The 26,560-nt window shown below is 51.4% G+C and carries 24 protein-coding genes; 18 read left to right on the forward strand and 6 right to left on the reverse strand.

Annotated elements, in window-relative coordinates; translation table 11 throughout:
- Positions 1-166: 166 nt before the first annotated feature.
- A complete protein-coding gene (gene srmB, locus AACU55_RS05805) occupies positions 167-1,495 on the reverse strand; it encodes an ATP-dependent RNA helicase SrmB (protein ID WP_015698402.1) in 1,329 nt (442 codons plus the stop codon).
- 99 nt (positions 1,496-1,594) lie between these two features.
- Between srmB and trmN the strand changes: the two genes are divergently transcribed.
- Entirely contained in the window at positions 1,595-2,398 is an 804-nt protein-coding gene (trmN, locus tag AACU55_RS05810) for a tRNA(1)(Val) (adenine(37)-N(6))-methyltransferase TrmN (RefSeq protein ID WP_445261084.1), read from the forward strand.
- Between the two features lie 63 nt (positions 2,399-2,461).
- Here the strand turns inward: trmN and nadB are convergent, their stop codons facing one another.
- Positions 2,462-4,063, reverse strand: a complete 1,602-nt coding sequence (gene nadB / locus AACU55_RS05815; RefSeq protein ID WP_015690322.1) for an L-aspartate oxidase — start codon at positions 4,061-4,063, stop codon at positions 2,462-2,464.
- Between the two features lie 214 nt (positions 4,064-4,277).
- Between nadB and rpoE the strand changes: the two genes are divergently transcribed.
- From rpoE to rseC, 4 genes are read left to right on the forward strand one after another with little or no spacing between them, the layout of a single operon-like run.
- Positions 4,278-4,853 carry an RNA polymerase sigma factor RpoE gene (gene rpoE, locus AACU55_RS05820; RefSeq protein WP_013576726.1) on the forward strand — a complete coding sequence of 192 codons (576 nt, stop codon included), beginning with the start codon at positions 4,278-4,280 and terminating at the stop codon, positions 4,851-4,853.
- Between the two features lie 30 nt (positions 4,854-4,883).
- Positions 4,884-5,531 carry an anti-sigma-E factor RseA gene (gene rseA, locus AACU55_RS05825; RefSeq protein WP_013576725.1) on the forward strand — a complete coding sequence of 216 codons (648 nt, stop codon included), beginning with the start codon at positions 4,884-4,886 and terminating at the stop codon, positions 5,529-5,531.
- A complete protein-coding gene (rseB, locus tag AACU55_RS05830) occupies positions 5,531-6,481 on the forward strand; it encodes a sigma-E factor regulatory protein RseB (RefSeq protein WP_013576724.1) in 951 nt (316 codons plus the stop codon). The genes rseA and rseB overlap by 1 nt, the downstream gene beginning before the upstream one ends.
- 48 nt (positions 6,482-6,529) lie before the next feature.
- Positions 6,530-7,006, forward strand: a complete 477-nt coding sequence (rseC, locus tag AACU55_RS05835) for a SoxR-reducing system protein RseC (protein ID WP_037036752.1) — start codon at positions 6,530-6,532, stop codon at positions 7,004-7,006.
- Between the two features lie 60 nt (positions 7,007-7,066).
- On the opposite strand, the gene AACU55_RS05840 is transcribed toward rseC, so the two are convergent.
- Entirely contained in the window at positions 7,067-7,885 is an 819-nt protein-coding gene (locus AACU55_RS05840; RefSeq protein ID WP_013576722.1) for a hypothetical protein, read from the reverse strand.
- Between the two features lie 424 nt (positions 7,886-8,309).
- Between AACU55_RS05840 and lepA the strand changes: the two genes are divergently transcribed.
- From lepA to acpS, 7 genes are all read left to right on the forward strand, one after another.
- The gene (gene lepA, locus AACU55_RS05845) at positions 8,310-10,109 is read left to right on the forward strand and encodes a translation elongation factor 4 (RefSeq protein ID WP_037036754.1); all 1,800 of its coding nucleotides are present in this window, start codon (positions 8,310-8,312) and stop codon (positions 10,107-10,109) included.
- 28 nt (positions 10,110-10,137) lie between these two features.
- Positions 10,138-11,115 (forward strand): signal peptidase I, encoded by a 978-nt coding sequence (lepB, locus tag AACU55_RS05850; protein ID WP_013576720.1) that lies wholly within the window; start codon positions 10,138-10,140, stop codon positions 11,113-11,115.
- Positions 11,116-11,326: 211 nt separating this feature from the next.
- Positions 11,327-12,007 (forward strand): ribonuclease III, encoded by a 681-nt coding sequence (rnc, locus tag AACU55_RS05855; protein WP_015698392.1) that lies wholly within the window; start codon positions 11,327-11,329, stop codon positions 12,005-12,007.
- A complete protein-coding gene (gene era / locus AACU55_RS05860; RefSeq protein WP_013576718.1) occupies positions 12,004-12,909 on the forward strand; it encodes a GTPase Era in 906 nt (301 codons plus the stop codon). The genes rnc and era overlap by 4 nt, the downstream gene beginning before the upstream one ends.
- An 11-nt stretch (positions 12,910-12,920) precedes the next feature.
- Positions 12,921-13,658, forward strand: a complete 738-nt coding sequence (gene recO / locus AACU55_RS05865) for a DNA repair protein RecO (RefSeq protein ID WP_013576717.1) — start codon at positions 12,921-12,923, stop codon at positions 13,656-13,658.
- Between the two features lie 103 nt (positions 13,659-13,761).
- A complete protein-coding gene (gene pdxJ / locus AACU55_RS05870; RefSeq protein ID WP_013576716.1) occupies positions 13,762-14,493 on the forward strand; it encodes a pyridoxine 5'-phosphate synthase in 732 nt (243 codons plus the stop codon).
- Positions 14,493-14,873, forward strand: a complete 381-nt coding sequence (acpS, locus tag AACU55_RS05875) for a holo-ACP synthase (RefSeq protein WP_013576715.1) — start codon at positions 14,493-14,495, stop codon at positions 14,871-14,873. The genes pdxJ and acpS overlap by 1 nt, the downstream gene beginning before the upstream one ends.
- Before the next feature lie 34 nt (positions 14,874-14,907).
- On the opposite strand, the gene AACU55_RS05880 is transcribed toward acpS, so the two are convergent.
- Together AACU55_RS05880 and AACU55_RS05885 are read right to left on the reverse strand one after the other, a co-directional pair.
- Complete coding sequence (locus AACU55_RS05880) at positions 14,908-15,162, reverse strand: YfhL family 4Fe-4S dicluster ferredoxin (protein ID WP_013576714.1); 255 nt, start codon at positions 15,160-15,162, stop codon at positions 14,908-14,910.
- Positions 15,163-15,275: 113 nt separating this feature from the next.
- Positions 15,276-16,124, reverse strand: coding sequence for a MurR/RpiR family transcriptional regulator (locus tag AACU55_RS05885; RefSeq protein WP_037036757.1), 849 nt, complete (start codon positions 16,122-16,124; stop codon positions 15,276-15,278).
- A 143-nt stretch (positions 16,125-16,267) separates the two neighbouring features.
- On the opposite strand from AACU55_RS05885, the gene murQ reads away from it, so the two are divergent.
- The 4 genes from murQ to tadA are packed head-to-tail and all read left to right on the forward strand — an operon-like array spanning position 16,268 to position 19,817.
- Positions 16,268-17,173: an N-acetylmuramic acid 6-phosphate etherase gene (gene murQ, locus AACU55_RS05890; protein WP_037036759.1), complete on the forward strand. Its 906-nt coding sequence runs from the start codon at positions 16,268-16,270 to the stop codon at positions 17,171-17,173.
- Positions 17,174-17,201: 28 nt separating this feature from the next.
- Positions 17,202-18,575, forward strand: a complete 1,374-nt coding sequence (locus AACU55_RS05895; protein WP_134706839.1) for a PTS transporter subunit EIIC — start codon at positions 17,202-17,204, stop codon at positions 18,573-18,575.
- Between the two features lie 4 nt (positions 18,576-18,579).
- Entirely contained in the window at positions 18,580-19,218 is a 639-nt protein-coding gene (yfhb, locus tag AACU55_RS05900) for a phosphatidylglycerophosphatase C (protein WP_134706819.1), read from the forward strand.
- Positions 19,219-19,259: 41 nt separating this feature from the next.
- Positions 19,260-19,817, forward strand: coding sequence for a tRNA adenosine(34) deaminase TadA (tadA, locus tag AACU55_RS05905; RefSeq protein WP_112197066.1), 558 nt, complete (start codon positions 19,260-19,262; stop codon positions 19,815-19,817).
- 18 nt (positions 19,818-19,835) lie between these two features.
- Here the strand turns inward: tadA and mltF are convergent, their stop codons facing one another.
- Positions 19,836-21,296 (reverse strand): membrane-bound lytic murein transglycosylase MltF, encoded by a 1,461-nt coding sequence (mltF, locus tag AACU55_RS05910; RefSeq protein WP_013576708.1) that lies wholly within the window; start codon positions 21,294-21,296, stop codon positions 19,836-19,838.
- A 275-nt stretch (positions 21,297-21,571) separates the two neighbouring features.
- Here mltF and purL point away from each other — a divergent pair, with 275 nt between their 5' ends.
- A complete protein-coding gene (purL, locus tag AACU55_RS05915) occupies positions 21,572-25,465 on the forward strand; it encodes a phosphoribosylformylglycinamidine synthase (RefSeq protein ID WP_205960149.1) in 3,894 nt (1,297 codons plus the stop codon).
- Between the two features lie 275 nt (positions 25,466-25,740).
- Positions 25,741-26,364 carry a lipid IV(A) palmitoyltransferase PagP gene (gene pagP / locus AACU55_RS05920; protein ID WP_134706821.1) on the forward strand — a complete coding sequence of 208 codons (624 nt, stop codon included), beginning with the start codon at positions 25,741-25,743 and terminating at the stop codon, positions 26,362-26,364.
- Positions 26,365-26,560: the final 196 nt, after the last annotated feature.

The raw sequence follows: 26,560 nt of genomic DNA on the forward strand, positions 1-26,560 counted from the left end.
CAGCAACGCAGCGATGCTAAAACTGCCCTCGAGACGTGAGCGTGAATATGTCAGGGAAGTGAGAGAAAAAAGGTCGAAATATCCCTTAAAAAACAATGCCGGTCACCTTAAGTGACCGGCATTAGCCTTCAGGGCGGTTTTTCTTTGCATCAAATCATGCTGATGTTTATTTAGCAGCGTCTTTTACAGCGTCAGGTTTAACACGGCGTTTGCCGACGTTTTTGCTGTCACGATGGCGAACTTTAACTTTCACCTTCGATTTTTCCTGATCCGCTTTCTGCTTCTCTTTGCGTTTCGCCAGCACTTTCTTCGACGGCTTACCGGTGACTTTCTCGCTCGGTGCTTTCGTTTTTGGACGGAACTCGTCCAGTACGCGTGCTTTCAACGGCTCGTTAAGGTAACGGCCGATCTTACCGAGCAGCAGATGGTCATGCGCTTCCACGAAAGAAATCGCGGTCCCTTTACGACCAGCACGACCGGTACGGCCGATACGGTGCAGATAGATATCAGCGGTCAGCGGCAGGTCAAAGTTGAAGACATGGCTGATGTCGTTGATATCCAGGCCACGGGCAGCAATGTCGGTCGCAACGAGGACGTTAACGCGGTCTTCAACCATACGTTTGACGGCTTCGGTACGTTTCACCTGCACCATTTCGCCTTCAAGATAACAGGAGTTAATCCCTGCTTCGCGCAACCACGCAACCAGCTCATGCACACGCTCGCGTTTACGCACAAAGATCACGGATTTAGTGACATCTTCCTGTTTCAGCAAATGGATGAGCATCCGGGTTTTATGCGCCAGATCGTCGGCACGATAATACCATTGCAGGATTTTTTTGCGTTCGCGGCGTGACGGGTCAGCTTCGATTTCCACCGGCTCAGTCAGGATGCGTTCTGCGAATTCACGGATGGCTTCCCCTTCCAGCGTTGCGGAGAACAGCAACGTCTGTTTGCGCCAGCGTGCTTCGGCGGAAATCGTTTCGATGTCCTGAGCAAAACCCATGTCCAGCATGCGGTCGGCTTCGTCGAGGATCAGCGTTTCGATTGCGCGGCAGTCAAAGTTTTCTTCTTTAATGTATTGCAGCAAACGACCGGTGGTCGCAACAACGATGTCCTGGTTTTCGCTGAACACTTCGGCGTGGTTCATATAAGCCACACCGCCGGTGATGGTGGCGATATCCAGTTCGGTATGTTTGGCTAACTCACGCGCCTGCTCAGCAACCTGCATAGCAAGTTCACGGGTTGGCGTGAGGATCAGAATTCGTGGCGGACCAGATTTCTTACGCGGGAAATCCAGCAAATGCTGCAATGCAGGCAGCAGGAATGCCGCTGTTTTGCCGGTGCCGGTAGGAGCCGAACCCAACACATCGCGTCCGTCCATTGCTGGCGGAATGGCCTCTGCCTGAATGACAGTAGGACGGCTATAGCCTTTGTCGCCAAGGGCTTCAATCAGGCGTTCATCGAGTTCGAGTTCGGAAAAAGTGGTTACAGTCATGGTCTACCTCTACTTGGGGCGCCGATTATAGACGTGTTAGACGCGATCTTCACCTATTTAAGCGGTTTGCGTGGCTTTTACTCTGCTTCTCTTTGCCCTATGCTACGACAGTTTTCGTTTACAGGCCTGTTGGCTGGCGTAATTACGGTGAAATTAGTGACAAAAGTAGTCAGTTCCGCAAACCCTTTACGGCGTAATGGATTTACCTTTAAGCAGTTTTTCGTTGCGCATGACCGATGCGCGATGAAAGTCGGTACCGATGGTGTCCTGCTCGGTGCCACGGCGCCGGTTAGCCATGCACGACGTGTTCTTGATATTGGCTGCGGCAGCGGCCTGATTGCCATGATGCTGGCGCAACGCAGTAATGCTCAAACTGTTATTGATGCCGTCGAACTCGAACCTTCCGCAGCGGCGCAGGCTGAGGAGAATTTCCGCAACTCAGTTTGGGCGCAAAGGCTGGCGGTGTATGCGCAGGACATTAATGCTTATGCCAGCGAACATCAGGCTGAATACGATCTGATTGTGAGTAATCCGCCTTACTTTGAATCGGCTGTTGCCTGTCGCGATGAAGCCCGAAATGCCGCCCGTTACACCGAAACTCTGACGCACGATGCATTGCTTGAATGCGCAAATAAGCTGCTTACGCTAGAGGGATTGTTTAGTGTTGTTTTGCCGTACGACATCGGGCTGGCGTTTGAAACTCTGGCTCATCGAAAAGGCTGGTTCAGTGCACGGCGGATGGCCGTACGCGACCGACCGGGAAAACCGCTTAACCGGCTAGTGCTGACCTTATCAAGGCAATCAGTTGAAAGGGTTGACGAGGAACTGGCACTGCGGAAATCGGAAGGCGTTTACAGCGAAGCATTCTGTGCGCTGATTACTGATTTTTATCTGAATTATTAGCGGATGGCTGGGCTTTCAAAAAGTGCGTTCCTTCGCACTTTCCCGATACCATTGCTGCAAATATTACGGCTGCAAAATGGTCGGCTGCGGATTTTCCTGTAGATCAGGATAGTCCAGCGTGAAATGCAGTCCTCGACTCTCTTTGCGTTCCAGGGCACTGCGGACGATCAACTCGGCAACCAGCACCAGATTTCTCAATTCCAGCAAATTATTGGAAATACGGAAGTTGGCATAATACTCGTCAATTTCCTGTTGCAGCGTCATGATGCGGCGCAACGCACGCTCAAGACGTTTTGTCGTGCGTACAATCCCTACGTAATCCCACATAAACAGCCGCAATTCATGCCAGTTATGCTGAATGACCACCTGCTCATCGGAATTATCCACCCGGCTTTCATCCCATTGCGGAATATTTGTCGCCAGTTTTGCATGCGGCAGACGTTTAATTATATCTTCTGCTGCCGACCAGCCATAAACCACGCATTCCAGCAGTGAGTTAGAGGCCAGACGGTTAGCGCCATGCAGGCCGGTATAACTGACTTCGCCAATCGCATACAAACCATCGAGATCGGTGCGCCCGTGCTGATCAACCATTACGCCGCCGCAGGTGTAATGCGCAGCCGGAACAATCGGGATGGCCTCTTTGGTCAGATCAATACCCAGTGATTGCAGCTTTTCATCAATCATCGGGAAATGATGCTTAATGAATTCCGGCGGGCGATGGCTGATATCGAGATACATGCAGTCGGCGCCAAGACGCTTCATTTCATGGTCGATGGCCCGTGCCACCACATCGCGCGGTGCCAGTTCCCCACGTTCATCGAAATCCGGCATAAAACGGGTGCCATCCGGGCGTTTGAGCAGGGCACCTTCGCCGCGCAGTGCTTCCGTCAGCAGAAAGTTACGTGCCTGAGGGTGATAGAGGCACGTCGGGTGAAACTGGTTGAATTCAAGATTGGCAACACGGCAGCCTGCGCGCCACGCCATGGCGACGCCATCGCCGGAAGAGATATCCGGATTGGTCGTGTACTGATAGACCTTGGCTGCGCCCCCCGTGGCCAGTACAACGGCCTTGGCACGGAGCGTTTCAACGTGCTCTTTATCGCGGTTCCAGACATACGCGCCAACGACGCGTTGTGTCCCCGGCAATCCAAGCTTGCTTGAGGTAATTAAATCAACGGCATTATAGCGTTCTTTCACGCAAATATTGGCGTGTGCCCTTGCTTTCCCAACCAGCGTAGTCTCTACTTCTTTACCTGTAGCATCAGCAGCATGCAGGATCCTACGGTGGCTGTGGCCGCCTTCACGTGTCAGATGATAACGCTCTTCTGAGCTTGTGTTGGTTTCGGTATCAAACAGTACGCCCTGGTCGATCAACCACTGGACACAATGACGTGCGTTGCTCGCGATAAATTCAACAGCTTCTTTATCGCATAAGCCCGCACCGGCAATTAATGTGTCATCAACATGTGAGGCAATGCTGTCTGCTTCGTCGAAAACGGCGGCAATCCCGCCCTGGGCGTAAAATGTTGAGCCTTCGTTGAGCGGGCCTTTACTGAGAACAGTGACATGACAGTGGTCTGCAAGTCGCAAAGCCAAAGAAAGGCCTGCAGCGCCACTTCCGATTATCAATACATCGCTAACAAATTCAGATGAAGGTTGCATAACGTATGATGTTTGCAGAAGAAGAGGGAAATTCATGTTAGCCTAAACTCCCGTGCAAAAGCCACGGGCTTGAGACTTCAATAGAAAAAACAACGGCGATGTGGAACTTAATGTTTCATGTGAACTCCAAGCAGTACTTGCTCAGGAATATAATGATGAAAGCTGGCAGTACGACTTTAAGCGCGGAGAAGATTTTGGGGAGATTTTACCTCGGATGAGCGAGCAGTTAGCCGATCAGGTTCTGGTTGAGCGGGTCCAGAAGGGTGATCAAAAATCGTTCAATTTACTGGTTATTCGTTACCAGCATAAGGTAGCGAGCCTTGTATCCCGCTATGTGCCACAAGGTGATGTGCCTGATGTGGTTCAGGAATCTTTTATCAAAGCATATCGTGCGCTGGAATCTTTCCGCGGCGACAGTGCTTTTTATACCTGGCTGTATCGTATTGCAGTCAACACAGCGAAAAACTATTTAGTTGCTCAGGGGCGACGCCCGCCATCCAGTGATGTCGACGCGAATGAAGCCGAAAATTTCGAAAGTGGCGGTGCACTGAAAGAAATTTCGAACCCTGAGAACTTGATGTTGTCTGAAGAGTTACGGAAGATTGTTTTCCGTACTATTGAAGCACTTCCTGAAGATCTTCGTATGGCGATTACCTTGAGGGAGTTGGATGGATTGAGCTACGAAGAAATAGCCGCCATCATGGATTGTCCGGTGGGTACGGTGAGATCCCGTATATTCCGTGCCCGGGAAGCAATTGATAACAAAGTTCAACCGCTCATCCAGCGTTAGAGATGACGGACACAGGAAGGATACTTAGGCATGCAGAAAGAAAAGCTTTCCGCTCTGATGGATGGTGAAGCCATTGATACCGAACTGTTAAGTTCGTTATCAACAGATACCAGGCTTCAGCAAGACTGGCAGAGTTATCATTTGATCCGCGATACCTTACGTGGTGATATTGGGAACGTTGTGCATCTGGATATCGCAGACCGTGTGGCCGCAGCGCTGGCTAATGAGCCGGTAAAACTGGTGCCGGGTTCAGCAACCGAATCACAACCTCAGCCTCATACCTGGCAAAAAATGCCATTCTGGCAGAAGGTGCGCCCTTGGGCGAGTCAGTTGACTCAGGTCGGCGTGGCTGCTTGTGTATCACTTGCTGTGATTGTTGGCGTTCAGCATTATAACCAGCCTGACGCATCGGGTGCTTCTCCGGAAACCCCAGCGTTCAATACGTTGCCTATGATGGGTAAAGCCTCCCCGGTGAGCTTCGGCGTGCCAAATGAAGGCAATACCACCAGCGGGCAACAGAATGTTCAGGAGCAACGTAAGCGCATTAATGCGATGTTGCAGGATTACGAATTGCAGCGTCGCTTGCATTCAGAGCAGCTTCAACTCGAACCAGTTACTCCTCAGCAAGCCGCTGTTCAGGTCCCAGGAACTCAGTCTTTAGGAACGCAAACGCAGTAATGAAGCAAATTTGGTTTGCCGTTTGTTTAGCTGCGGGCAGCCTGCTTACTCCAAGTATCGCCTCGGCAGATTCTTCTTCCGAGGCGTTACTGCAAGAGATGGGCAAAGCTTCCCAGACGCTGAATTATGAAATGGGTTTTATCAACATTACGAAGCAAGGGATTGATTCCTTTCGCTATCGTCATGCTGTCTCTCATCAAACTTCCCTCGCTCAACTGGTTCTGATGGATGGTCCGCGCCGTGAAATTGTCCAGCGTGGAAAAGACGTCAGCTACTTTGAGACCGGTTTACAGCCCTTTACGTTGGATGGCGATCATATCGTTGATTCCCTGCCTTCCATCGTGTTCAGCGATTTTTCTCTTCTGACCAAATACTACGATTTTATCGCCGTAGGCCGCGCACGCACAGCGGATCGCCTGAGTCAGGTGATCAGAGTTGTATCCCGCGATGGTACCCGATTCAGTTATGTCATATGGATCGATGAGCAGACGAAATTGCCGATGCGTGTCGATTTACTGGATCGTGACGGTGAAACGCTTGAGCAGTTCCGTGTGATCAGTTTTGATGAGGGAGAACAAGTTGTTGGAACGCTTTCTGATCTCGAAAAAGCCAGTTTACCGCCTGTGCTGTCTTTACCTGCGTCTGAGCAGGTGAAGTTTGACTGGCAAATAAAATGGCTGCCGGCTGGCGTGACAGAGGTGGCAAGTAGCCGCCGAAACTTGCCCAATATGCCCGTATCGATAGAATCGCGGCTGTACACTGACGGATTGTTCAGTTTCTCTGTAAATGTCAGTGCAACAACTAATGGCCCTTCTGAGCAGTTGATCAGGCAAGGGCGCAGAACTGTGCAGACTGAAATACGCAATGGCAATGAAATTACGGTCGTCGGTGAGCTTCCTCCTTCGACTGCCAAACGTGTTGCCGATAGCATCGTTTTCTCAGAAAAGTAGCTTTTAATCAGAAAAACTGCCTTCGCAATAGAAATACAGGGTGATTACATGATGAAAGAATGGGCCACGGTGGTGTCGTGGAAAGACGGTATTGCGACGTTGCGTTGTGAAACACAGGCGGGTTGCAGTAGTTGCCATTCACGTTCAGGGTGTGGCGCTCGCGTATTGAATGAGTTAGGGCCGCAGACTGAACATAATCTTCAGGTCAGCGTTAACGAGCCTCTTGCACCTGGTCAGAAAGTTGAACTGGGGATACCGGAAGGAAGCCTGTTGCGCTCGGCGTTGCTGGTTTATATGACGCCGCTCTTTGGTGTGATTGCGGGTGGTGGTGCGTTGCAGGCCTTGCTGAAAGCAGATGTATACGCGGTTATTGGTGCGGTGTTGGGTGGTGGATTAGGTTTCCTGATTGCTAAAGCACTGGCTGCGAAAGTCGATGGAAAAGCAGGTTACCAGCCAGTCATCTTGCAGGTGGGTTTGCCTCCTGATGCTTTCCGTTATTCGGTTGAAAGCAAACTCCCTTCTTAACTTTCTGCATCCTACAGTGCTTAAAAATGCCACAGTGTTCGCTAACCCTGTGGCATTTTTTTAGTTTCTGACCGGTATACGGTTTTGGATCATATGCTCGATCAATGCGATGAAAAGATCTGCGCTAGAAAGCGATGTATACTCTACAGAGAAAAGGATGCGGCCGTGTTTATCGAGCAGACGTATTAACGGGCTGTTGCTGCCGCCACTGATAAACTGAATATCCTCAACAGGCACTATTTTCCCTTCGTCGGTGGTTAACACCAACGCGCTCAGATGTATCTTTTTTTCGTTCAGCGCCAGAAGGTTAGCGCCGATAAATCTTTTCCACCCGCAATGTGGATTCACCAGATATGTAAAAAGAATATCTCCCCCCTGAGCCAGCCTGTTTAGGGCCCATGGGCCGCGATACATCAGGTGTTCGTTTTTAATGACTTCAATTAATCTTTCAGAATTGGCAATGTTTGGCGTAATACGATGCCAGGTTTTGCTATTTCCCTCACGGAAGATCATCGTATTTAAAATACGACGGGTGTATTTTCCGGTTCTGAATCGATATATATCCATGATGCGGTCAAAAGGAATAAAACGATTTTTTTTATCCGTTTGGCTTATAACTAAAATTCCATTTTCATGAAGCTGATAGAATTGATTGGGTCGTATCAGACGTCGCAGCAGAATGAGCACCACCCCCAGGGCAATACTGAGCAGAGCGGACAAAATTACGGTATGCAGCCCCTCAGCGGTGTGGCCAAAGGCCAGCAAAAATGCAATTTGCACTGCGCCGCCGATCAACAACAACACAGACAGGACCAGAGTGATCCAAGAGTTGGCTTTGGCAAAGCCATGCTGACTGAGCAGCCGCCCTTCATTGATCATATTGATAACCTTGTGACCGGATTGAATTAAAAATAAAAAAGATATTTGTGGAAGAAGTTGAATGAGAACTTTATGAGTTAGAAATTATGTAATTTCTTTTATAACAATATATTAAGTTTCAATACGCGTTTCTGTATATGGGGATTTTCCTAAAACCAAAAGGCAGGAAGCCCATACATGGAATACCGGACTGAGACAAACCTAGGAAGCACACAGACGCTCCGGTAATGAAAACAAATGAAAATGTGGGGATTTCATCCTGAGAAAGCTCGCATAATCTGGAGTTAGGGTGTGCGGAGACTAGGTTTTCATGGTGCTGGCATGTAGAATGCTGCGACTTAGGCGAAAGACAGCCAACCTACAAACCGTCGCTGTATGTTCATGGCGAATGATTCAGAAATACCAAGGTAGAAAAACTTTTATAATGAAGCATATACGAAATTTCTCCATTATTGCCCACATTGACCACGGTAAGTCGACGCTGTCAGACCGTATTATTCAAATTTGCGGTGGCTTAGCCGACCGTGAAATGGAAGCGCAGGTCCTCGACTCAATGGATCTTGAGCGTGAACGCGGCATCACCATCAAAGCGCAAAGCGTGACGCTCGACTACAAGGCAAAAGATGGTCAGGTTTATCACCTGAACTTTATCGACACGCCGGGGCACGTTGACTTTTCCTATGAAGTATCCCGCTCTCTCGCTGCCTGCGAAGGCGCATTATTAGTGGTGGATGCTGGTCAGGGTGTTGAAGCCCAGACGCTGGCAAACTGCTATACCGCGATGGAAATGGATCTGGAGGTCGTGCCGGTTCTGAACAAAATCGACTTACCGGCCGCCGATCCTGATCGTGCAGCGCAGGAAATCGAAGACATCGTGGGTATCGATGCCACGGATGCTGTTCGTTGTTCCGCGAAAACCGGTGTCGGTGTGCCAGAAGTGCTGGAGCGTCTGGTGCGTGATGTGCCACCGCCGGAAGGTGATCCTGAGGCGCCACTTCAGGCGTTGATCATCGATTCATGGTTCGATAACTATCTCGGCGTTGTTTCTCTGGTGCGTATCAAAAACGGCACCATGAGAAAGGGCGACAAAATTAAAGTGATGAGTACCGGGCAGGTTTATAACGCCGATCGCCTGGGTATTTTCACGCCTAAGCGTGTCGATAAAGACATTCTGAACTGCGGTGAGGTCGGCTGGCTGGTATGCGCGATTAAAGATATCCTCGGCGCACCAGTGGGGGACACCCTGACTCTGGCTCGTCAGCCTGCTGACAAAGCGCTGCCGGGTTTCAAGAAAGTGAAACCTCAGGTTTACGCTGGCCTGTTCCCGGTCAGCTCCGATGATTATGAAAACTTCCGTGATGCGTTAGGCAAGCTAAGCCTTAACGATGCATCCCTGTTCTACGAACCAGAAAGTTCTACCGCGCTGGGCTTCGGTTTCCGTTGTGGCTTCCTGGGGCTGCTGCACATGGAAATCATTCAGGAACGTCTGGAACGTGAATACGATCTGGATCTGATCACCACAGCACCGACTGTTGTTTATGAAGTTCTGACGACCGGCAATGAAACTGTCTATGTGGACAGTCCGTCTAAACTGCCTGCACTGAATAACATTCTGGAACTGCGTGAGCCTATCGCTGAGTGTCACATGCTGATGCCACAGGAATATCTGGGTAGCGTGATTACATTGTGTATTGAGAAACGTGGTGTCCAGACCAACATGGTTTACCACGGTAATCAGGTCGCACTGACTTATGAAATCCCGATGGCGGAAGTGGTACTCGATTTCTTCGACCGTCTGAAGTCAACGTCACGCGGTTATGCGTCGCTTGATTACAATTTCAAACGTTTTCAGACTTCTGACATGGTACGTGTTGATGTTCTAATCAACGGCGACCGTGTGGATGCACTGGCGCTGATCACTCACCGTGGCAATTCCCAGTTCCGTGGACGCCAGCTGGTTGAGAAGATGCAGGAACTGATCCCGCGTCAGCAGTTCGATATTGCTATCCAGGCGGCGATTGGTGCTCACATCATTGCCCGTTCAACCGTGAAGCAATTACGTAAAAACGTTCTTGCCAAATGTTATGGCGGCGACGTCAGCCGTAAGAAGAAACTCTTGCAGAAACAGAAAGATGGTAAGAAACGCATGAAACAAGTGGGTAATGTTGAGTTACCACAAGAAGCGTTCCTGGCCATTCTTCACGTGGGCAAAGACAGCAAGTAAATCCTTTATTGAGTCGTAGGGAGTATGCATGGCTAACATGTTTGCCCTGATTCTGGCGGTTGCAACGCTGGTGTCAGGGATTATCTGGTGCCTTGATCGTTTCAAGCTGGCACCCGCACGCCGGGCTAAAGTTGCTAAAATTAAGGCTGAAACGGGTGGTGCTGTTGACGATTCAACGCTGAACAAAGTGGCGAAGCAACCGGGCTGGGTGGAAACCTGTGCTTCGGTATTCCCTGTCTTGCTAGTTGTGTTTGTGGTGCGTTCATTTATTTATGAACCTTTCCAGATCCCGTCTGGCTCGATGATGCCGACGCTGCTTATTGGTGATTTCATCGTGGTTGAGAAATATGCCTACGGCCTGAAAGATCCCATTACTCAAACCAAGCTGATCTCAACCGGTGAACCGAAACGTGGTGATGTGGTGGTATTTAAATATCCGCAAAACCCGAGCGTGGACTATATTAAACGCCTGGTAGGCTTGCCCGGTGACCGGGTGACTTACGATCCGTTCAGCAAGCAGGTGACCGTTCAGCCTGCTTGCGAAACGGGCAAAAATTGCAGCACCGCGCTGGCTGTGACATATGATTCCGGTGTTGCCAGTGATTTCGTGCAGACTTTTGGTCAGTCTTCGGGCGGCGAAGCGAGCAGTGGTTTCTTTGAAACGCCGCCGTCCGCTAACGTGCCGCAAGACGGTATTCGTCTTGTACAGCGCAATGAAACGCTGGGCAATGTGACGCATCGTATTCTGACCGTGCCAGGTGCACGTGACCAACTGGGGGCTTATTATCAGCAACCGGGTCAGCCACTGGGGACATGGGTGGTGCCGGCTGGCCATTATTTCATGATGGGTGATAACCGTGATAATAGCGCTGACAGCCGTTATTGGGGTTTTGTGCCGGAACAGAATTTAGTGGGTAGAGCTTCTGCAATTTGGATGAGCTTTAAAAAACAGGAAGGTGAATGGCCTACCGGTGTTCGTTTAAGCCGTATTGGTGGAATTCATTAATTTAATGATGCCTATTAGCGCAGCATTATATTTCCACTCGTTGTAGAATATCCTTTCGGGCGATAAAAGTTGGCTCCCCTGATTTTAAATTTTAATTTAAGACGAACAGAGGGAGCCACTGCAAACGAAACAGCTTTGGATTGGCTTAGGGCGAAGCAGGCCTGTTCCGTATGCTGAAGTTTTTGACGCATTCTTAGTCTATTGGTAACTCATGAATCCCATCGTAATAAACAGGCTTCAGCGGAAGCTGGGCTACACTTTTCAACAGCAGGAGCTTTTATTGCAGGCACTGACTCACCGCAGCGCAAGCAGTAAACACAATGAGCGTTTAGAGTTCCTGGGTGACTCAATTCTTAGTTATGTCATTGCTAACGCGCTGTATCATCGTTTTCCTCGCGTAGACGAGGGCGATATGAGTCGCATGCGTGCCACGTTAGTACGTGGAAATACGCTGGCGGAAATGGCGCGTGAATTCGATCTCGGCGAATGCTTACGCTTAGGGCCGGGCGAATTGAAAAGTGGTGGTTTCCGCCGCGAGTCGATTCTTGCGGATACGGTGGAGGCACTCATTGGCGGCGTGTTTCTGGACAGTGATATCCAGACCGTCGAAAAGCTGATTCTCGATTGGTACCGTAGTCGTTTAGACGAAATCAGTCCCGGTGATAAGCAGAAAGACCCAAAAACCCGTTTACAGGAGTTTTTGCAAGGTCGCCATCTGCCGTTGCCTTCTTATCTGGTTGTGCAGGTTCGCGGTGAAGCGCACGATCAGGAGTTTACCATCCACTGCCAGGTCAGTGGCTTGAGCCAGCCGGTTGTAGGAACCGGTTCAAGTCGCCGTAAAGCCGAGCAGGCGGCAGCGGAACAAGCGCTGATACAGCTGGAGCTTGAATGAGCGAAGAAAAGAATTACTGTGGTTTTGTTGCAATCGTAGGCCGTCCTAACGTCGGCAAATCTACCTTGCTGAATGAATTATTGGGGCAAAAAATCTCCATTACTTCCCGCAAACCGCAAACCACGCGTCACCGTATCATGGGTATCCATACCGAAGGGCCCTATCAGGCCATTTACGTGGATACCCCGGGGCTGCATATTGAAGAAAAACGGGCCATCAACCGTCTGATGAACCGTGCTGCAAGCAGCTCAATCGGTGATGTTGAACTGGTGATCTTCGTTGTTGAAGGCACTCACTGGACTCCGGATGACGAAATGGTGGTTAACAAACTGCGTGATTTGAAATCACCGGTTCTGCTGGCGATCAACAAGATTGATAACGTCACCGACAAATCTAAGCTGTTGCCACATTTGCAATTCCTTAGTGAGCAGATGAACTTCGTCGATATCGTGCCTATCTCTGCAGAGAAAGGCACGAATGTTGATACTATCGCAGCTCTGGTGCGTAAACGTCTGCCGGAAGCGGTTCATCACTTCCCGGAAGATTACATTACTGACCGTTCACAGCGCTTTATGGCTTCTGAAATCATCCGTGAAAAACTGATGCGTTTCCTGGGCGAAGAGCTGCCGTATTCTGTGACCGTTGAAATCGAACGCTTTGTCAGCAATGAACGGGGTGGGTACGACATCAATGGCCTGATTCTGGTAGAACGTGAAGGCCAGAAGAAAATGGTTATCGGTAATAAAGGCTCTAAAATCAAGACGATTGGCATTGAAGCCCGCCATGACATGGAAAACATGTTTGAAGCGAAAGTCCATCTTGAGTTGTGGGTTAAGGTCAAATCCGGCTGGGCAGACGACGAACGTGCGTTGCGCAGTCTGGGTTATGTAGACGACTTATAAGGTCCGCGCCTATGGAAGGCTGGCAACGCGCATTTGTTTTGCATGGGCGACCTTACAGTGAAACCAGCTTAATGCTGGATCTGTTCACTGAGGGACAAGGGCGGGTTCGCATACTGGCTAAAGGTGCGCGTGGTCGCCGGTCCAATTTAAAAGGCTGCCTGCAGCCTTTTACGCCTTTACTGGTTCGCTGGAGCGGGCGGGGAGAAGTGAAAACCTTGCGTAATGCCGAACCTGTCTCCCTGGCACTTCCCCTTTCAGGTCTGATGCTTTACAGCGGTCTGTACGTCAATGAACTCGTTTCTCGGGTGCTTGAGCAGGAAGCTAATTACTCTTCGTTGTTCTTCGATTATCTCAATTGTCTGCAAAATCTCGCCAGTGCCAGCGGTTCTCCTGAGTATGCGTTGCGTCAGTTCGAACTCTCTCTTTTACATCATCTGGGTTACGGCGTGGATTTCCTGCATTGCGCAGGCAGCGGTGAAGAAGTCAGTGACACCATGACGTACCGTTACCGTGAAGAAAAAGGTTTTATCGCCAGTCTGGTGATTGATAATTCCAGTTTCACCGGCAGAGATTTGAAAGCACTGGCCAGCCGTGAATTCCCGGATGTCTCAACGCTGCGGGCTGCCAAGCGTTTTACCCGTATGGCGCTGAAACCTTATCTTGGCGGCAAACCCCTGAAAAGCCGCGAGCTCTTCCGCCAGTTTCAGGTCAAAAAACCTGTCTCACCTTCTGACAATTCTTCCAGCTAATTCGGACTCCGGGCTACACGCCGCCACTCTCAAGGGTGTAAACTGCAGAAATTAGCTTTTTGTTCCATTCATAAATCAATTCATTCTTAAATCTGGAGCTGTTATGGCTGAGTTGCTGTTGGGCGTTAATATTGATCACATTGCGACACTGCGTAATGCACGCGGTACGGCTTACCCTGATCCGGTTCAGGCGGCATTTATCGCTGAGCAGGCTGGTGCTGATGGGATCACCGTCCACCTGCGTGAAGATCGCCGTCATATCACCGATCGCGACGTACGCCTCCTGCGTCAGACTATCCAAACCCGCATGAACCTCGAAATGGCTGTCACCGATGAAATGGTCGGTATTGCCTGTGAAGTTTTACCGCATTTCTGCTGTCTGGTGCCCGAAAAACGCGAAGAAGTGACGACCGAAGGGGGGCTGGATGTGGCTGGTCAGTTGGATAAAATGACCGTTGCAGTCAGCCGTCTCAGCGAAGCGGGCATACTGGTTTCCCTGTTTATCGACCCGGATATGCGCCAGATTGATGCTGCCGTTGCTGTGGGGGCGCCTTATATCGAAATCCATACCGGTGCTTATGCTGAAGCGAAAACTGACCTTGAACGTCAGGCCGAGCTGGAGCGCATTAAACAGGGCGCGGCATATGCAGCCGGTAAAGGTCTGAAAGTGAATGCCGGCCACGGTCTGACATACCACAACGTGCAGCCGATCGCCGCATTGCCTGAAATGCATGAGCTGAATATCGGCCATGCGATTATCGGTCAGGCTGTTATCGACGGATTATCTTGTGCAGTACGTGAAATGAAAAACCTGATGCGGGAAGCGCGCCGGTAATGAGTATTTTAGGTTTAGGTACGGATATCGTTGAAATTTCCCGTATCGAAGCGGTGATTGAACGCAGTGGCGACCGTCTGGCGAAGCGTATTTTGTGCGCGAATGAATGGGCGGTTTATGAGCAACATCAGCAACCGGTCAGATTTCTGGCGAAGCGGTTTGCTGTCAAGGAAGCCGCGGCTAAAGCGCTGGGAACCGGAATCCGCAACGGTCTGGCGTTTGAGCAATTTGAAGTCGTCAATGATGTGCTGGGGAAACCAGGTCTGGTTTTCCATGCCCGCGCGGCGGAAATGGCGGCCGAGATGGGTGTGAAATCGGTTCATGTTACCCTGGCGGATGAAAGGCGTTATGCCTGTGCCACTGTAATCATAGAAAACTAATACTACTTATTTTTGGCATTGCATCACGGCGTGATTACAGCGTGTGATGCAATGCCACAAATTTATCCCAAAGCTGTTCGTTGGTTTCGGTGTGTTGCGGATTGATGATGATGGTATTGTCGATCGGGCAGACGCTCTGACAGGTTGGTTTATCATAATGTCCGACGCATTCCGTACACCGATCGCTGTCAATTTCGTAAATCTCATTGCCCATCGAGATCGCCTGATTCGGGCACTCCGGTTCGCACATATCGCAATTAATGCATTTGTGTGTGATCAGCAGGGCCATGACGTTTTCTCTTATGTTCAATAAACAGGTCAATAATCAGGGCGCGCAGTATAGCAGAATTGCGCTGGTGTAGGTTCTGCATTCATGCCTTTCCACGCCCCCAATGATCCTGATCAAATCAGCTTTTTCACCAGTTCTTCGCTGTGGCGGATCCGCTCCGGCGCGTGCGCTGTATCCTGTTGAACCAGCGCGACAAACAGCAAATCAGTCAGGGAATATTGCGCCGTGGTGGCCGAGAGCGCCGCGCCGCGGGTCGCAGGTAATTCTGCCACTGTATACAAACAATGGTCTGCCTGTTGTTGCAGGGTATTGGGTGAAAAACCGGTAATGGCCAGGACCTTTGCACCACTCTCGCGGGCGACTTTTGCCGCGAGATTGATTTCGTTCCGTTCACCGCTGAAGGAAATCGCCAGCAATAAATCTTCTTTCGACAGCGCCTGCACGGTAGCAACCAGGACATGAGTATCGGATTCGGCAATGGCCGTGACCCCGATTTTCAGCAACTTATACGCCAGATCCTTCGCCACTAATCCGGATGCGCCAATACCGCTTAGCACAATTTTTCGGGCACCGGTGAGCATCGACAACGCAATTTGCAGACGCGGTTCGCTGTTAATATCCAGTGTTGCGCGAAGCGCCGACTGTTTCTCTGCCAGTAATTTCTCCCCCACAACATGCAGGCTGTCGGTGCTTAAAATCTGATTATGCACCGTCACCGGCTCACTGTTTTCCGGTGATGCCAGGGATTCACTCATTGCGAGTTTCAGCGCGGGGAAGCCTTTATAGCCAAGTTTTTGGGCAAATTTCACCACGCCAGACTGGCTGACACCCGCTATTTCAGCCAGTTTCTGCGAACTCATATGACGCGCTTTCTCCGGCTGAGCCAGTAGAAAATCAGCCAGTTTTCGGTCATTTTGCGCCAGCGTCGGATAAAGCTGGCGGATACGGATCATACAACTCATGGAGGATTTATCCCGGCGTGTCTGAATACTTGCATCACATTTTACGGATTATGTTATCTAAAATAGCAAATATTCCTCGCATTGATGAATAATATATTCAAATATTGCGTAATAAATTTGAATTAAAAATTCAGGAGAGAAGCATGAACACAGATCTTAATTTAGGGGCACTGGTTTCAGAAAGCCGAAATCCGGATACGATGAATTTAGATGAGATGTCTACGCTGGAACTGGTGGCCTGTTTTAATCAGGAAGACCGCAAAGTGCCGGAAGCCATCAATAAGGTTCTGCCGCAGATTGCCTTGGCTATCGATAAAGCTGCTGCGTCATTTCAGGCTGGCGGGCGTCTGATTTACCTCGGTGCCGGTACCAGCGGCCGCCTCGGCGTTCTTGATGCGTCTGAATGCCCGCCGACGTTTGGCGTTCCGCACGGTATGGTTGTCGGGTTAATTGCCGGTGGGCCGGGCGCGCTGCTTAAAGCGGTGGAAGGGGCGGAAGACAGCGAAGCGCTGGGTGTTGAAGATTTAAAGAATCTGAACCTGAAGGCTCAGGACACCGTTGTCGGATTAGCTGCGAGCGGACGTACGCCTTATGTCATTGGCGCTTTGCGCTATGCCACAGAAATGGGCTGCGCCACAGTAGCGATTTCCTGTAACCCGGATTCTCCGATTGCGCGCGAAGCCAGCATCGCGATTTCTCCGGTTGTAGGGCCGGAAGCGCTGACCGGTTCAACGCGCTTGAAATCCGGCACGGCGCAGAAGCTAGTGCTGAATATGATTTCAACCGGGGCGATGGTCAAAAGTGGCAAGGTTTATCAGAACCTGATGGTCGACGTGAAAGCGACCAACGTCAAACTGGTCGATCGTGCCTGCCGGATCGTTGTCGAGGCCACGGGCGCGGCACGCCATGATGCTGAGCTGGCGCTGTCTCAGACTGATTTTGAGGTTAAACCGGCTATTCTCATGCTACTGGCTGGTATTGATGCATCACAGGCGAAAGCACGACTGATGCAACATAACGGATTCCTGCGCGCCGCACTGGCTGATTAACCTCAAGGAGTTGAGCATGGCGATGGCAATGGATAAAACGCAGCGGCTGGCTTCCCAGATTCTGCAGGGTGTCGGCGGCGAACGGAATATCAGCAAACTGGAAAACTGCATGACCCGCGTGCGCGTGGAAGTGCACGACGATAATCGGCTGGATCTGACCAGCCTGAAAACGCTTGAAGGTATCAAAGGTTACCTGAAGCAGGGTGACCAGCATCAGTTCATTGTCGGCCCTGGCGCGGCGGCAAAAGTGGTGGATGCGATGCGTCTGTTGCTTAATCCTGCCGGGACGGTGAGTTCGCCAGGTGATGAAAGCGAGATTGCCCGCAATAAAGCCAGCGCCAAAACAAAATACTCTGCGCCGATGAGTGGGGCGCTGCGCAAGCTGGCTGATGTATTTATCCCGCTGATCCCGGCATTTATCGCCTCGGGGTTGATTATGGGCATTATCAATCTGCTCAAGCGGCCGGATATCGCCGGTTCCATTGCCCTTGATTATCCTAATGTGCTTGGCTTGCTGGCGATTTTTGGTGGTGCTGTGTTTGCCATCATGAATATTTTAGTTGGCGTGAATGCGGCGCGCGTTTTCGGCGGTTCTCAGGCCATGGGCGGCGTAATGGCGGGGATTCTCTCCAGCCCTGCACTGGCGCAAATTACCCTGTTTGGTGAAGCTTTACAGCCCGGTCGCGGCGGTGTGATCGCAGTATTGCTGGTCGTTGCGCTGATGTGCTGGCTGGAGAAAAGGTTGCGTCAGTGGCTGCCGGAGTCGGTCGAACTGATCCTCAATCCACTGATTACTACACTTATCACTGCGACACTGGCGATTGTCATCCTTCAGCCGATCGGTGGCTATATCTCTGACGGCATCGCGCATGGCGTTAATATCGCTATTGATAAAGGCGGATTACTGGTGGGCGGGGTGCTGGCAGGGACATTTCTGCCGCTGGTGTTATCCGGTCTGCATCAGGGGCTGGTGCCTATTCACGTTGAGCTGATCCAGGCACATGGTTCTAATCCGCTGCTGCCGATTTTAGCCATGGCCGGTGTGGGGCAGGTGGGAGCGGCAATCGCAGTTTATATTAAAACCCGAAACCCGCGGCTGAAAAAAGTGATTAAAGGGGCGCTACCTGTGGGCATTCTCGGCATCGGTGAACCGCTGATATTCGGTGTTACGTTGCCGCTTGGCCGCCCTTTTATTGGTGCGTGTCTGGGCGGAGCCGTCGGTGGTGCGCTAATCTGTTACTGGAAAGTCGCGACAGTTATCACGTTTGGTATTTCCGGGCTGCCGCTGGCGCTGACCATTATTTCCGGCAAAGTGATGTTGTATCTGACGGGTTTAGTCATTACGGTATTGGCTGGTTTTATTTTTACCTGGTTGATGGGGTTCAACGATCCCGAGGAGTAGCGGATTGAGTACGAAGCCTGATCGGCGGGTGGTCTTTTTTGATCTTGATGGCACCCTGCACCAGCAGGATATGTTCGGTAGCTTTCTGCGGTTTTTGCTCAGGCGGATGCCGCAGAATCTGATTTTAGTCGTGCCGGTTCTGCCGCTGGTGGGAATCGGACTGTTTATTCACGGGCGCGCCGCGCGCTGGCCCATGAGCCTGTTGCTGTGGTCGATTACCTTCGGCCACGGTGAAGCGCGTCTGAAAGCACTGGAGCTGCAATTTGTCGCTGTGTTTCGCGAGAAAGTGGTGGAGTTTCCGGTGGTGCAGCGCAGGCTGCGTGAATATCTCGACAGCGAGGATACCGAAGTCTGGCTGATCACCGGGTCGCCGGAAAATCTGGTGCAGCAGGTCTATAATACGTCCCTGTTTTTGCCGCAGGTTCGTCTGGTCGGCAGCCGGATCGCCCGTGGCAAAGGCGGATGGGTGCTGCCCTTGCGTTGTCTGGGTGAAGAGAAAGTCGTGCAACTCGAAAGCCGCATTGGCTCACCGCTTAAACTTTACAGCGGATACAGCGACAGCAAACAGGACAATCCGTTGTTGTTCTTTTGTGAGCATCGTTTTCGCGTCAGTAAACAGGGCGAGTTACAGCAACTGGAATAACCGCCAGCGCAAAATTCAGATAAAATGTCTGCCGGTAAAAAATGATTGAGGTTGAAGTGGCAGACGCAGAGTTGGCAGTAATAAATGATGATGAACACTGGATGCGACATGCTATGAATCTGGCGCTGAAAGCGCAGGATGAGGGTGAAGTGCCTGTGGGGGCGGTACTGGTTTTAGACAATCAGGTGATTGGTGAAGGCTGGAACCGGTCTATCGGCCATCATGATCCGACAGCGCATGCCGAAATCATGGCATTACGTCAGGGCGGCAACGCCGTGCAAAATTATCGTCTGCTCAATGCCACATTGTACGTTACGCTGGAACCTTGTGTCATGTGCGCGGGGGCGATGATCCACAGCCGGATCCGTCGCGTGGTGTATGGTGCCGCTGATGCCAAAACCGGCGCAGCGGGCTCTTTGCTCGATGTATTGCGCCATCCGGGCATGAATCATCAGGTGGAGATTACGGCGGGTGTGCTGGCAGAAGCGTGTTCGGAACAACTGAGTGCATTTTTTCGTTTTCGCCGCAGCCAGAAAAAAGCGCTGCGACTGGCAGAGCGTGCCGCGCAGGCAGGTGATGCGGCGGATGATCAGGCCTGAGAAAAAGGCCTGCCAGTCTTACGGTGCCAGCGCTTCCTGCGCATTCACCACCGGATATCCCTGACCTAACTGAGCCTGCAAGGCCGCTTTCTGTGCCTGCTGTTTTTCCTTTTCCATCAGATATCCCACCAGACTCAGCTGATAACGACGGATATTCTCCACATAATTATACGCTTGTGTGCCGCGTGCATAACCGTAAGTCGTCCGGCTAAAGAAGCGTTTCTGATTCAGCATCGGCAGACGCTGTTTCACATCTGCCCAGCTGTCCGGATTGGCTTTCTGTTGCGCCGTCAGTTTGCGGGCATCCAGCATATGGCCGTAACCCATGTTATAGGCTGCCAGCGCAAACCAGATCCGTTCATCCTGCGGAACAGATTCCGGCATTTTATCCATCAGATGCGACAGATACTGGGCACCGCCACGGATGCTTTGTTCGGCATCCGTGCGGTCGTCGACATTCAATCCGCCAGCGGTAGCGCGGGTCAGCATCATCACACCCCGTACACCGGTCGGGGATTTTGCCTGCGGATCCCAGTGGGACTCCTGATAGGCGATAGCCGCCAGTAAACGCCAGTCAATATTCCCGGCATACTTTTCGAACAGCGGCTGTAAATCCGGCAGCGTACTGTCGATGGCATTGAGGAAAGTCCGGGTATCAACGTAATCAAAATCGCCCACGTGCCCGAGATATTTTTCTTCCAGCTTTTCCAGGGTGCCGTCTTCTGAAATCTGGCTGAAAAAGTCCAGCATGGCGGCAGAAAGGCTGTCGTCATCAGGTTGTTTGCGGTAGTACCAGGTCACAGGTTCGTCGTCAGTCGCATCAAAAGCCACCGCAAGACGCGGATAAACACGCTGCATCAGGGCGATGGTCACCGAATCGCCCAGCGTATAATCAAGTTTACCGTTCTCGACTTGCTGCAACAGATCGCGGGGTGACATCTTATCGGTCGTGGTCCACGCGAGGTCGGGATACTTTTTGCTGGCGGCTTCCAGTGTGGCGATATGCGCGCTGCCAGCAGACACCACCAGCGAGCCTTTGATGTCTGCGAAGCTTTTCGGGCGCACTGATCCCTGCCGGTAAACCAGTTGCTGGGAAACGGAATAGTATTCCGGGCCAGCACGGTAGTTTTTCAGCCGCTCATTGTTGTACACCAGACCGGAAGCCAGCATGTCAGTATTATCATGATCCAGATCGTCGAACATGCTCTCAATGGTGGTGTGCTGTGTCACGACCAGCTGCACGCCCAGATAATCTGCAAAGCGTTTAGCCAGTTCGTAATCGAAACCGAGATTGCCTTCCGGGGAGTTCATAAAAGTCAGTGGAGAATTGAGCGTGCTTACGCGCAATTCTCCACGGGATTTTATTTGATCCAGTTGGTCGCCTTCACCTCTGTGCCACGGGACTGCCGGCCATAAAGCCAGCGCCAGTAACAGGGCGGCGATCCCCATCAGAACATAATTAATTTTTAGTCGCGTCAAATAGTTATCTCGCTGCGGCGCTCTTGTTTTTTTACGCTATGCTGTGCAGTTAGTATGGCTATATCCCCAGTGCTGACGCATTTTGCTCAACAAAACGGCAGTCTGCAACTTTATTCATGATATCCGTAAAATATGTAGGGCTATAAATGAATATCAAGTTTCCCTGCGCAAACGGTTTCGTCGGGCGTCAGCTTTCTTTATAATAGCCCGCGTTTTCCCCCTGTTGCGCCCAAAGAAGCACTGTGGTCAGTGTCTTCGAAGACGAGAGATCTGTGATTATGGAAATACTGCGTGGTTCGCCCGCTTTGTCGGCTTTTCGCATTAACAAATTGTTGTCCCGTTGTCAGGAAGCCCGTCTTCCGGTCAGCGATATCTACGCCGAATATGTACATTTTGCCGACGTCAGCGCGCCGCTGAGTTCGGACGAACAAACCAAGTTACAACGCCTCCTGAAATACGGTCCTTCTCTCGCTGAACACGCTCCTTCTGGTCGTTTACTGCTGGTTACCCCGCGCCCTGGCACCATTTCTCCGTGGTCTTCCAAAGCTACCGATATTGCACACAATTGCGGCTTGTCGCAGGTTGTGCGTCTGGAACGCGGTCTGGCATTTTATGTACAGGCGCCGCAACTGACCGAACCACAGTGGAATGAACTGGGCGCATTACTGCATGACCGCATGATGGAAACTGTCTTTGGTCATCTGGAAGACGCCAGCGCGTTGTTTGCGCAGCATCAGCCGGCTCCGGTGCAGCATGTGGATATCCTGGGCGTTGGCCGTGGCGCTCTGGAAGCCGCCAACACCAAATTAGGTCTGGCGCTGGCTCAGGACGAAATTGATTATCTGATGGATGCCTTTACGTCGTTGGGGCGCAACCCGACGGACATCGAACTGTATATGTTCGCACAGGCAAACTCAGAACACTGCCGTCACAAAATCTTCAACGCAGACTGGATTATCGACGGCGAAACGCAGCCGAAATCCCTGTTTAAGATGATCAAGAATACGTTCGAACACACTCCCGATCACGTGCTGTCCGCGTATAAAGATAACGCCGCCGTGATGGAAGGTTCGCAGGTCGGTCGCTTCTACGCCGATGCGAAAGACGGTCTGTACGATTTCCATCAGGAGCAGGCGCATATCCTGATGAAGGTCGAAACCCATAACCACCCGACGGCGATCTCTCCGTGGCCGGGTGCGGCCACGGGTTCCGGCGGTGAAATCCGTGACGAAGGTGCAACCGGTCGCGGCGCGAAACCGAAAGCCGGTCTGGTCGGTTTCTCCGTGTCAAACCTGCGTATTCCTGGTTTTGAACAGCCGTGGGAAGAAGATTTTGGTAAGCCGGATCGTATCGTTACCGCGCTGGATATCATGACCGATGGCCCGCTGGGCGGCGCAGCATTTAACAACGAATTCGGTCGTCCGGCGTTGCTGGGCTACTTCCGTACTTACGAAGAAAACGTCAATAGTCACAACGGCCCTGAACTGCGCGGTTACCACAAACCGATCATGCTGGCAGGCGGTATCGGCAACATCCGTGCCGATCACGTGCAAAAAGGTGAAATCACGGTTGGCGCGAAACTGATTGTACTTGGCGGCCCGGCGATGAATATCGGTCTGGGTGGCGGCGCGGCGTCTTCTATGGCTTCCGGTCAGTCTGATGCCGATCTGGATTTTGCTTCCGTACAGCGCGACAACCCGGAAATGGAACGCCGTTGTCAGGAAGTGATCGACCGCTGCTGGCAACTGGGCGAAGCCAACCCGATTTTATTTATCCATGATGTGGGTGCCGGCGGTTTATCTAACGCCATGCCGGAACTGGTCAGCGATGGCAACCGTGGCGGTCGTTTCCAGCTTCGTGACATCCTGAACGACGAACCGGGCATGAGCCCGCTGGAAGTCTGGTGTAACGAATCACAGGAACGTTATGTGCTGGCGGTTTCTCCGGCGCAGCTTGAACAGTTCGATGCGATTTGCCAGCGTGAACGAGCACCTTACGCGGTCATCGGTGAAGCCACCGAAGAAATGCATCTTTCTCTGAAAGACAGCCATTTCGACAACCAGCCAATTGATATGCCGCTGGATGTCCTGCTGGGTAAAACGCCAAAAATGACCCGCGACGTCACCACATTGAAAGCGAAAGGTGACGACCTGAATGCGGAAAACATCCAGATTGCGGAAGCGGTAAATCGCGTTCTGCATTTGCCAGCCGTTGCTGAGAAAACCTTCCTGATCACCATCGGCGACCGCACCGTCACCGGCATGGTCGCGCGTGACCAGATGGTCGGCCCGTGGCAGATCCCGGTAGCCGACTGCGCAGTCACCACCGCCAGCCTCGACAGCTACCACGGCGAAGCGATGTCACTGGGCGAACGCGCTCCGGTTGCCTTGCTGGACTTCGCTGCCTCTGGTCGCATGGCCGTTGGCGAAGCGCTCACGAATATTGCCGCGGTGGAGATCGGCAGCCTGAAACGCGTTAAGCTTTCTGCTAACTGGATGTCTGCGGCCGGTCACCCGGGCGAAGATGCCGGTTTATACGCGGCTGTAAAAGCGGTGGGCGAAGAACTGTGTCCGGCGCTGGGTATTACTATTCCTGTGGGCAAAGACTCCATGTCGATGAAAACCCGCTGGCAGGAAGGTAACGAACAACGCGAGATGACGTCTCCGCTGTCATTGGTAATCACCGCGTTTGCCCGAGTCGAAGACGTCCGCCATACCGTGACGCCGCAACTGCGCACCGACCAGGGTGACACCGCATTGCTGTTGGTGGATCTGGGGGCAGGTCATAACGCACTGGGCGCTACGGCGCTGGCGCAGGTTTACCGCCAGCTCGGTAACACGCCTGCTGACGTTCGCAGTGCAGAGCAACTGGGTGGTTTCTTCAACGCCATGCAGGCGCTGGTGTCTGAACAGAAATTGCTGGCCTACCATGACCGTTCCGACGGTGGTTTGCTGGTGACGCTGGCTGAAATGGCCTTTGCCGGACATTGCGGCCTGACTGCAGATATAGCTGCGCTGGGCAACGATGTGCTTGCTGCATTGTTCAACGAAGAACTGGGCGCCGTGATCCAGGTTCGTGCATCAGACCGTGAAGCGGTGGAAAAAACACTGGCTGATTTTGGTCTGGCGGATTGCACGCATTACCTCGGTACCGTGGAAACCGGCGATCGCTTCATCATCACTTCCGGCAATAAGCCGGTGTACAGCGAAAGCCGTACCACGTTGCGCACCTGGTGGGCAGAAACCACCTGGCAGATGCAGCGCCTGCGCGATAACCCTGAATGTGCCGATCAGGAACATCAGGCGAAAACCAACGATCTCGATCCGGGTCTGAACGTCAAACTGACTTTCGCTCCGGATGAAGACGTAGCCGCGCCATACATCGCCAAAGGTGCGCGTCCGAAAGTCGCCGTTCTGCGCGAGCAGGGTGTGAACTCACACGTTGAAATGGCTGCTGCTTTCCACCGTGCCGGTTTCGATGCGGTTGACGTGCATATGAGTGACCTGCTGGCCGGTCGCCGTGATTTACAGGATTTCCACACGCTGGTAGCGTGCGGTGGATTCTCTTACGGTGACGTGCTGGGCGCGGGTGAAGGCTGGGCGAAATCCGTCCTGTTCAACGACCGCGTGCGTGAAGAGTTTGAAGAATTCTTCCACCGTCCGCAGACGCTGGCCCTGGGCGTGTGTAACGGTTGTCAGATGATGTCTAACCTCAAAGAGCTGATCCCGGGCGCAGAGCATTGGCCACGCTTCGTGCGTAACCTGTCTGACCGCTTCGAAGCGCGTTTCAGCCTGGTGGAAGTGACGGCCAGCCCGTCGATGTTTATGCAGGGCATGGCCGGTTCACGTATGCCAATCGCGGTTTCCCACGGCGAAGGACACGTGGAAGTCCGTGACGCCGCGCATCTGGCGCAAATCGAGCACAGCAATCTGGTGGCGCTGCGCTTTGTGGATAATAACGGTCATGCGACCGAAAACTATCCGGCGAACCCTAACGGCTCCCCGAACGGGATCACCGCGGTCACTAACCTGTCAGGCCGCGTCACTGTAATGATGCCGCACCCGGAGCGTGTTTTCCGCACGGTCAGCAACTCCTGGCATCCGGAAGAGTGGGGCGAAGACAGCCCGTGGATGCGCATGTTCCGTAATGCGCGTAAACAGCTTGGTTGATGCTTAATAAGCCTCAGTAATAAAAATCCGCAGTGCGAAAGCCTGCGGATTTTTTGTATCCGGGTATCCGGCAAAGAAGTAAACTTCAGCCAAAGCGGCTCTGTGTAAAAGAAAATTTCAGTTTACACGCGACCATAAATTTCTAATGCATTGTTTTATAATGAAATAACTTTATTACATTCATGTGGTTTATCATTGCTTAATTAATGATTAACTATTTATATGCGTTTGTCGTTATATACTGCCCCGGTCAACTCAACAGGGCTTTAACGCCAATGAAAAATTTATATTCCGTGAATTATCGCGCAGTATTCGCTTTTGCATTTTTAACCTTTTCATTATTTCTTTCAATTAATGTTAAGGCGCAAGATAATGTTATTAATTCTCAGCAACAGAATGTTTCCTCGCAAGAAAATGATAAAGGCTTATGGGATTCCTATAAAAATAATGTTGCTGAAACATGGATGGCACCTCAGCAGCAGGATCTCTTTCTGCCTGTATTAACGCGTCATAACCGGCATACACACAGTCAAAAACAAATTGATGGGTATAATGAACATCCGTGGGGCGGCGGTTATGGTATTTCACGTTATGATGAAAAAGGAAACTGGCACGGGATTTATGCAATGGCCTTTAAAGACTTCTTTAATAAATGGGAGCCTGTGGCCGGTTACGCTTATGAAAAAATATGGCAGCCACTGGATGATAAAGAATTTCGTCTGGGGGCGGGGTATATAACCGCTGTCTCGGCGCGGGATAATTATGATTACGTCCCCTTCCCGTTAGTCCTGCCGCTGGTGTCTGTCGGGTACTCGAGACTGACTTTCCAGGCTACCTATATTCCCGGTACAAATTCTAAGGGGAATGTACTTTTTGGCTGGCTGCGTTTGCAAATTTAATAGGAATAGTCTTTAAAGTAATGTTTGTGAGTGTAAGAAATGTTGTATTGGTTTCAGGAAAAATCTGATAATTGGAAAACCATTTTCTTAAAATTCAGATGATTAACGATTTACAGTATTTTTGTTTTATCCGTGTTTATATTCTTCATTCATGATGGAGTTATGATAGAGCTTCAACATGGAGTTAAAACAATAA

The organism is Rahnella sp. CJA17(1/100) (genome assembly GCF_963881615.1).
Lineage (GTDB): Bacteria > Pseudomonadota > Gammaproteobacteria > Enterobacterales > Enterobacteriaceae > Rahnella > Rahnella aceris.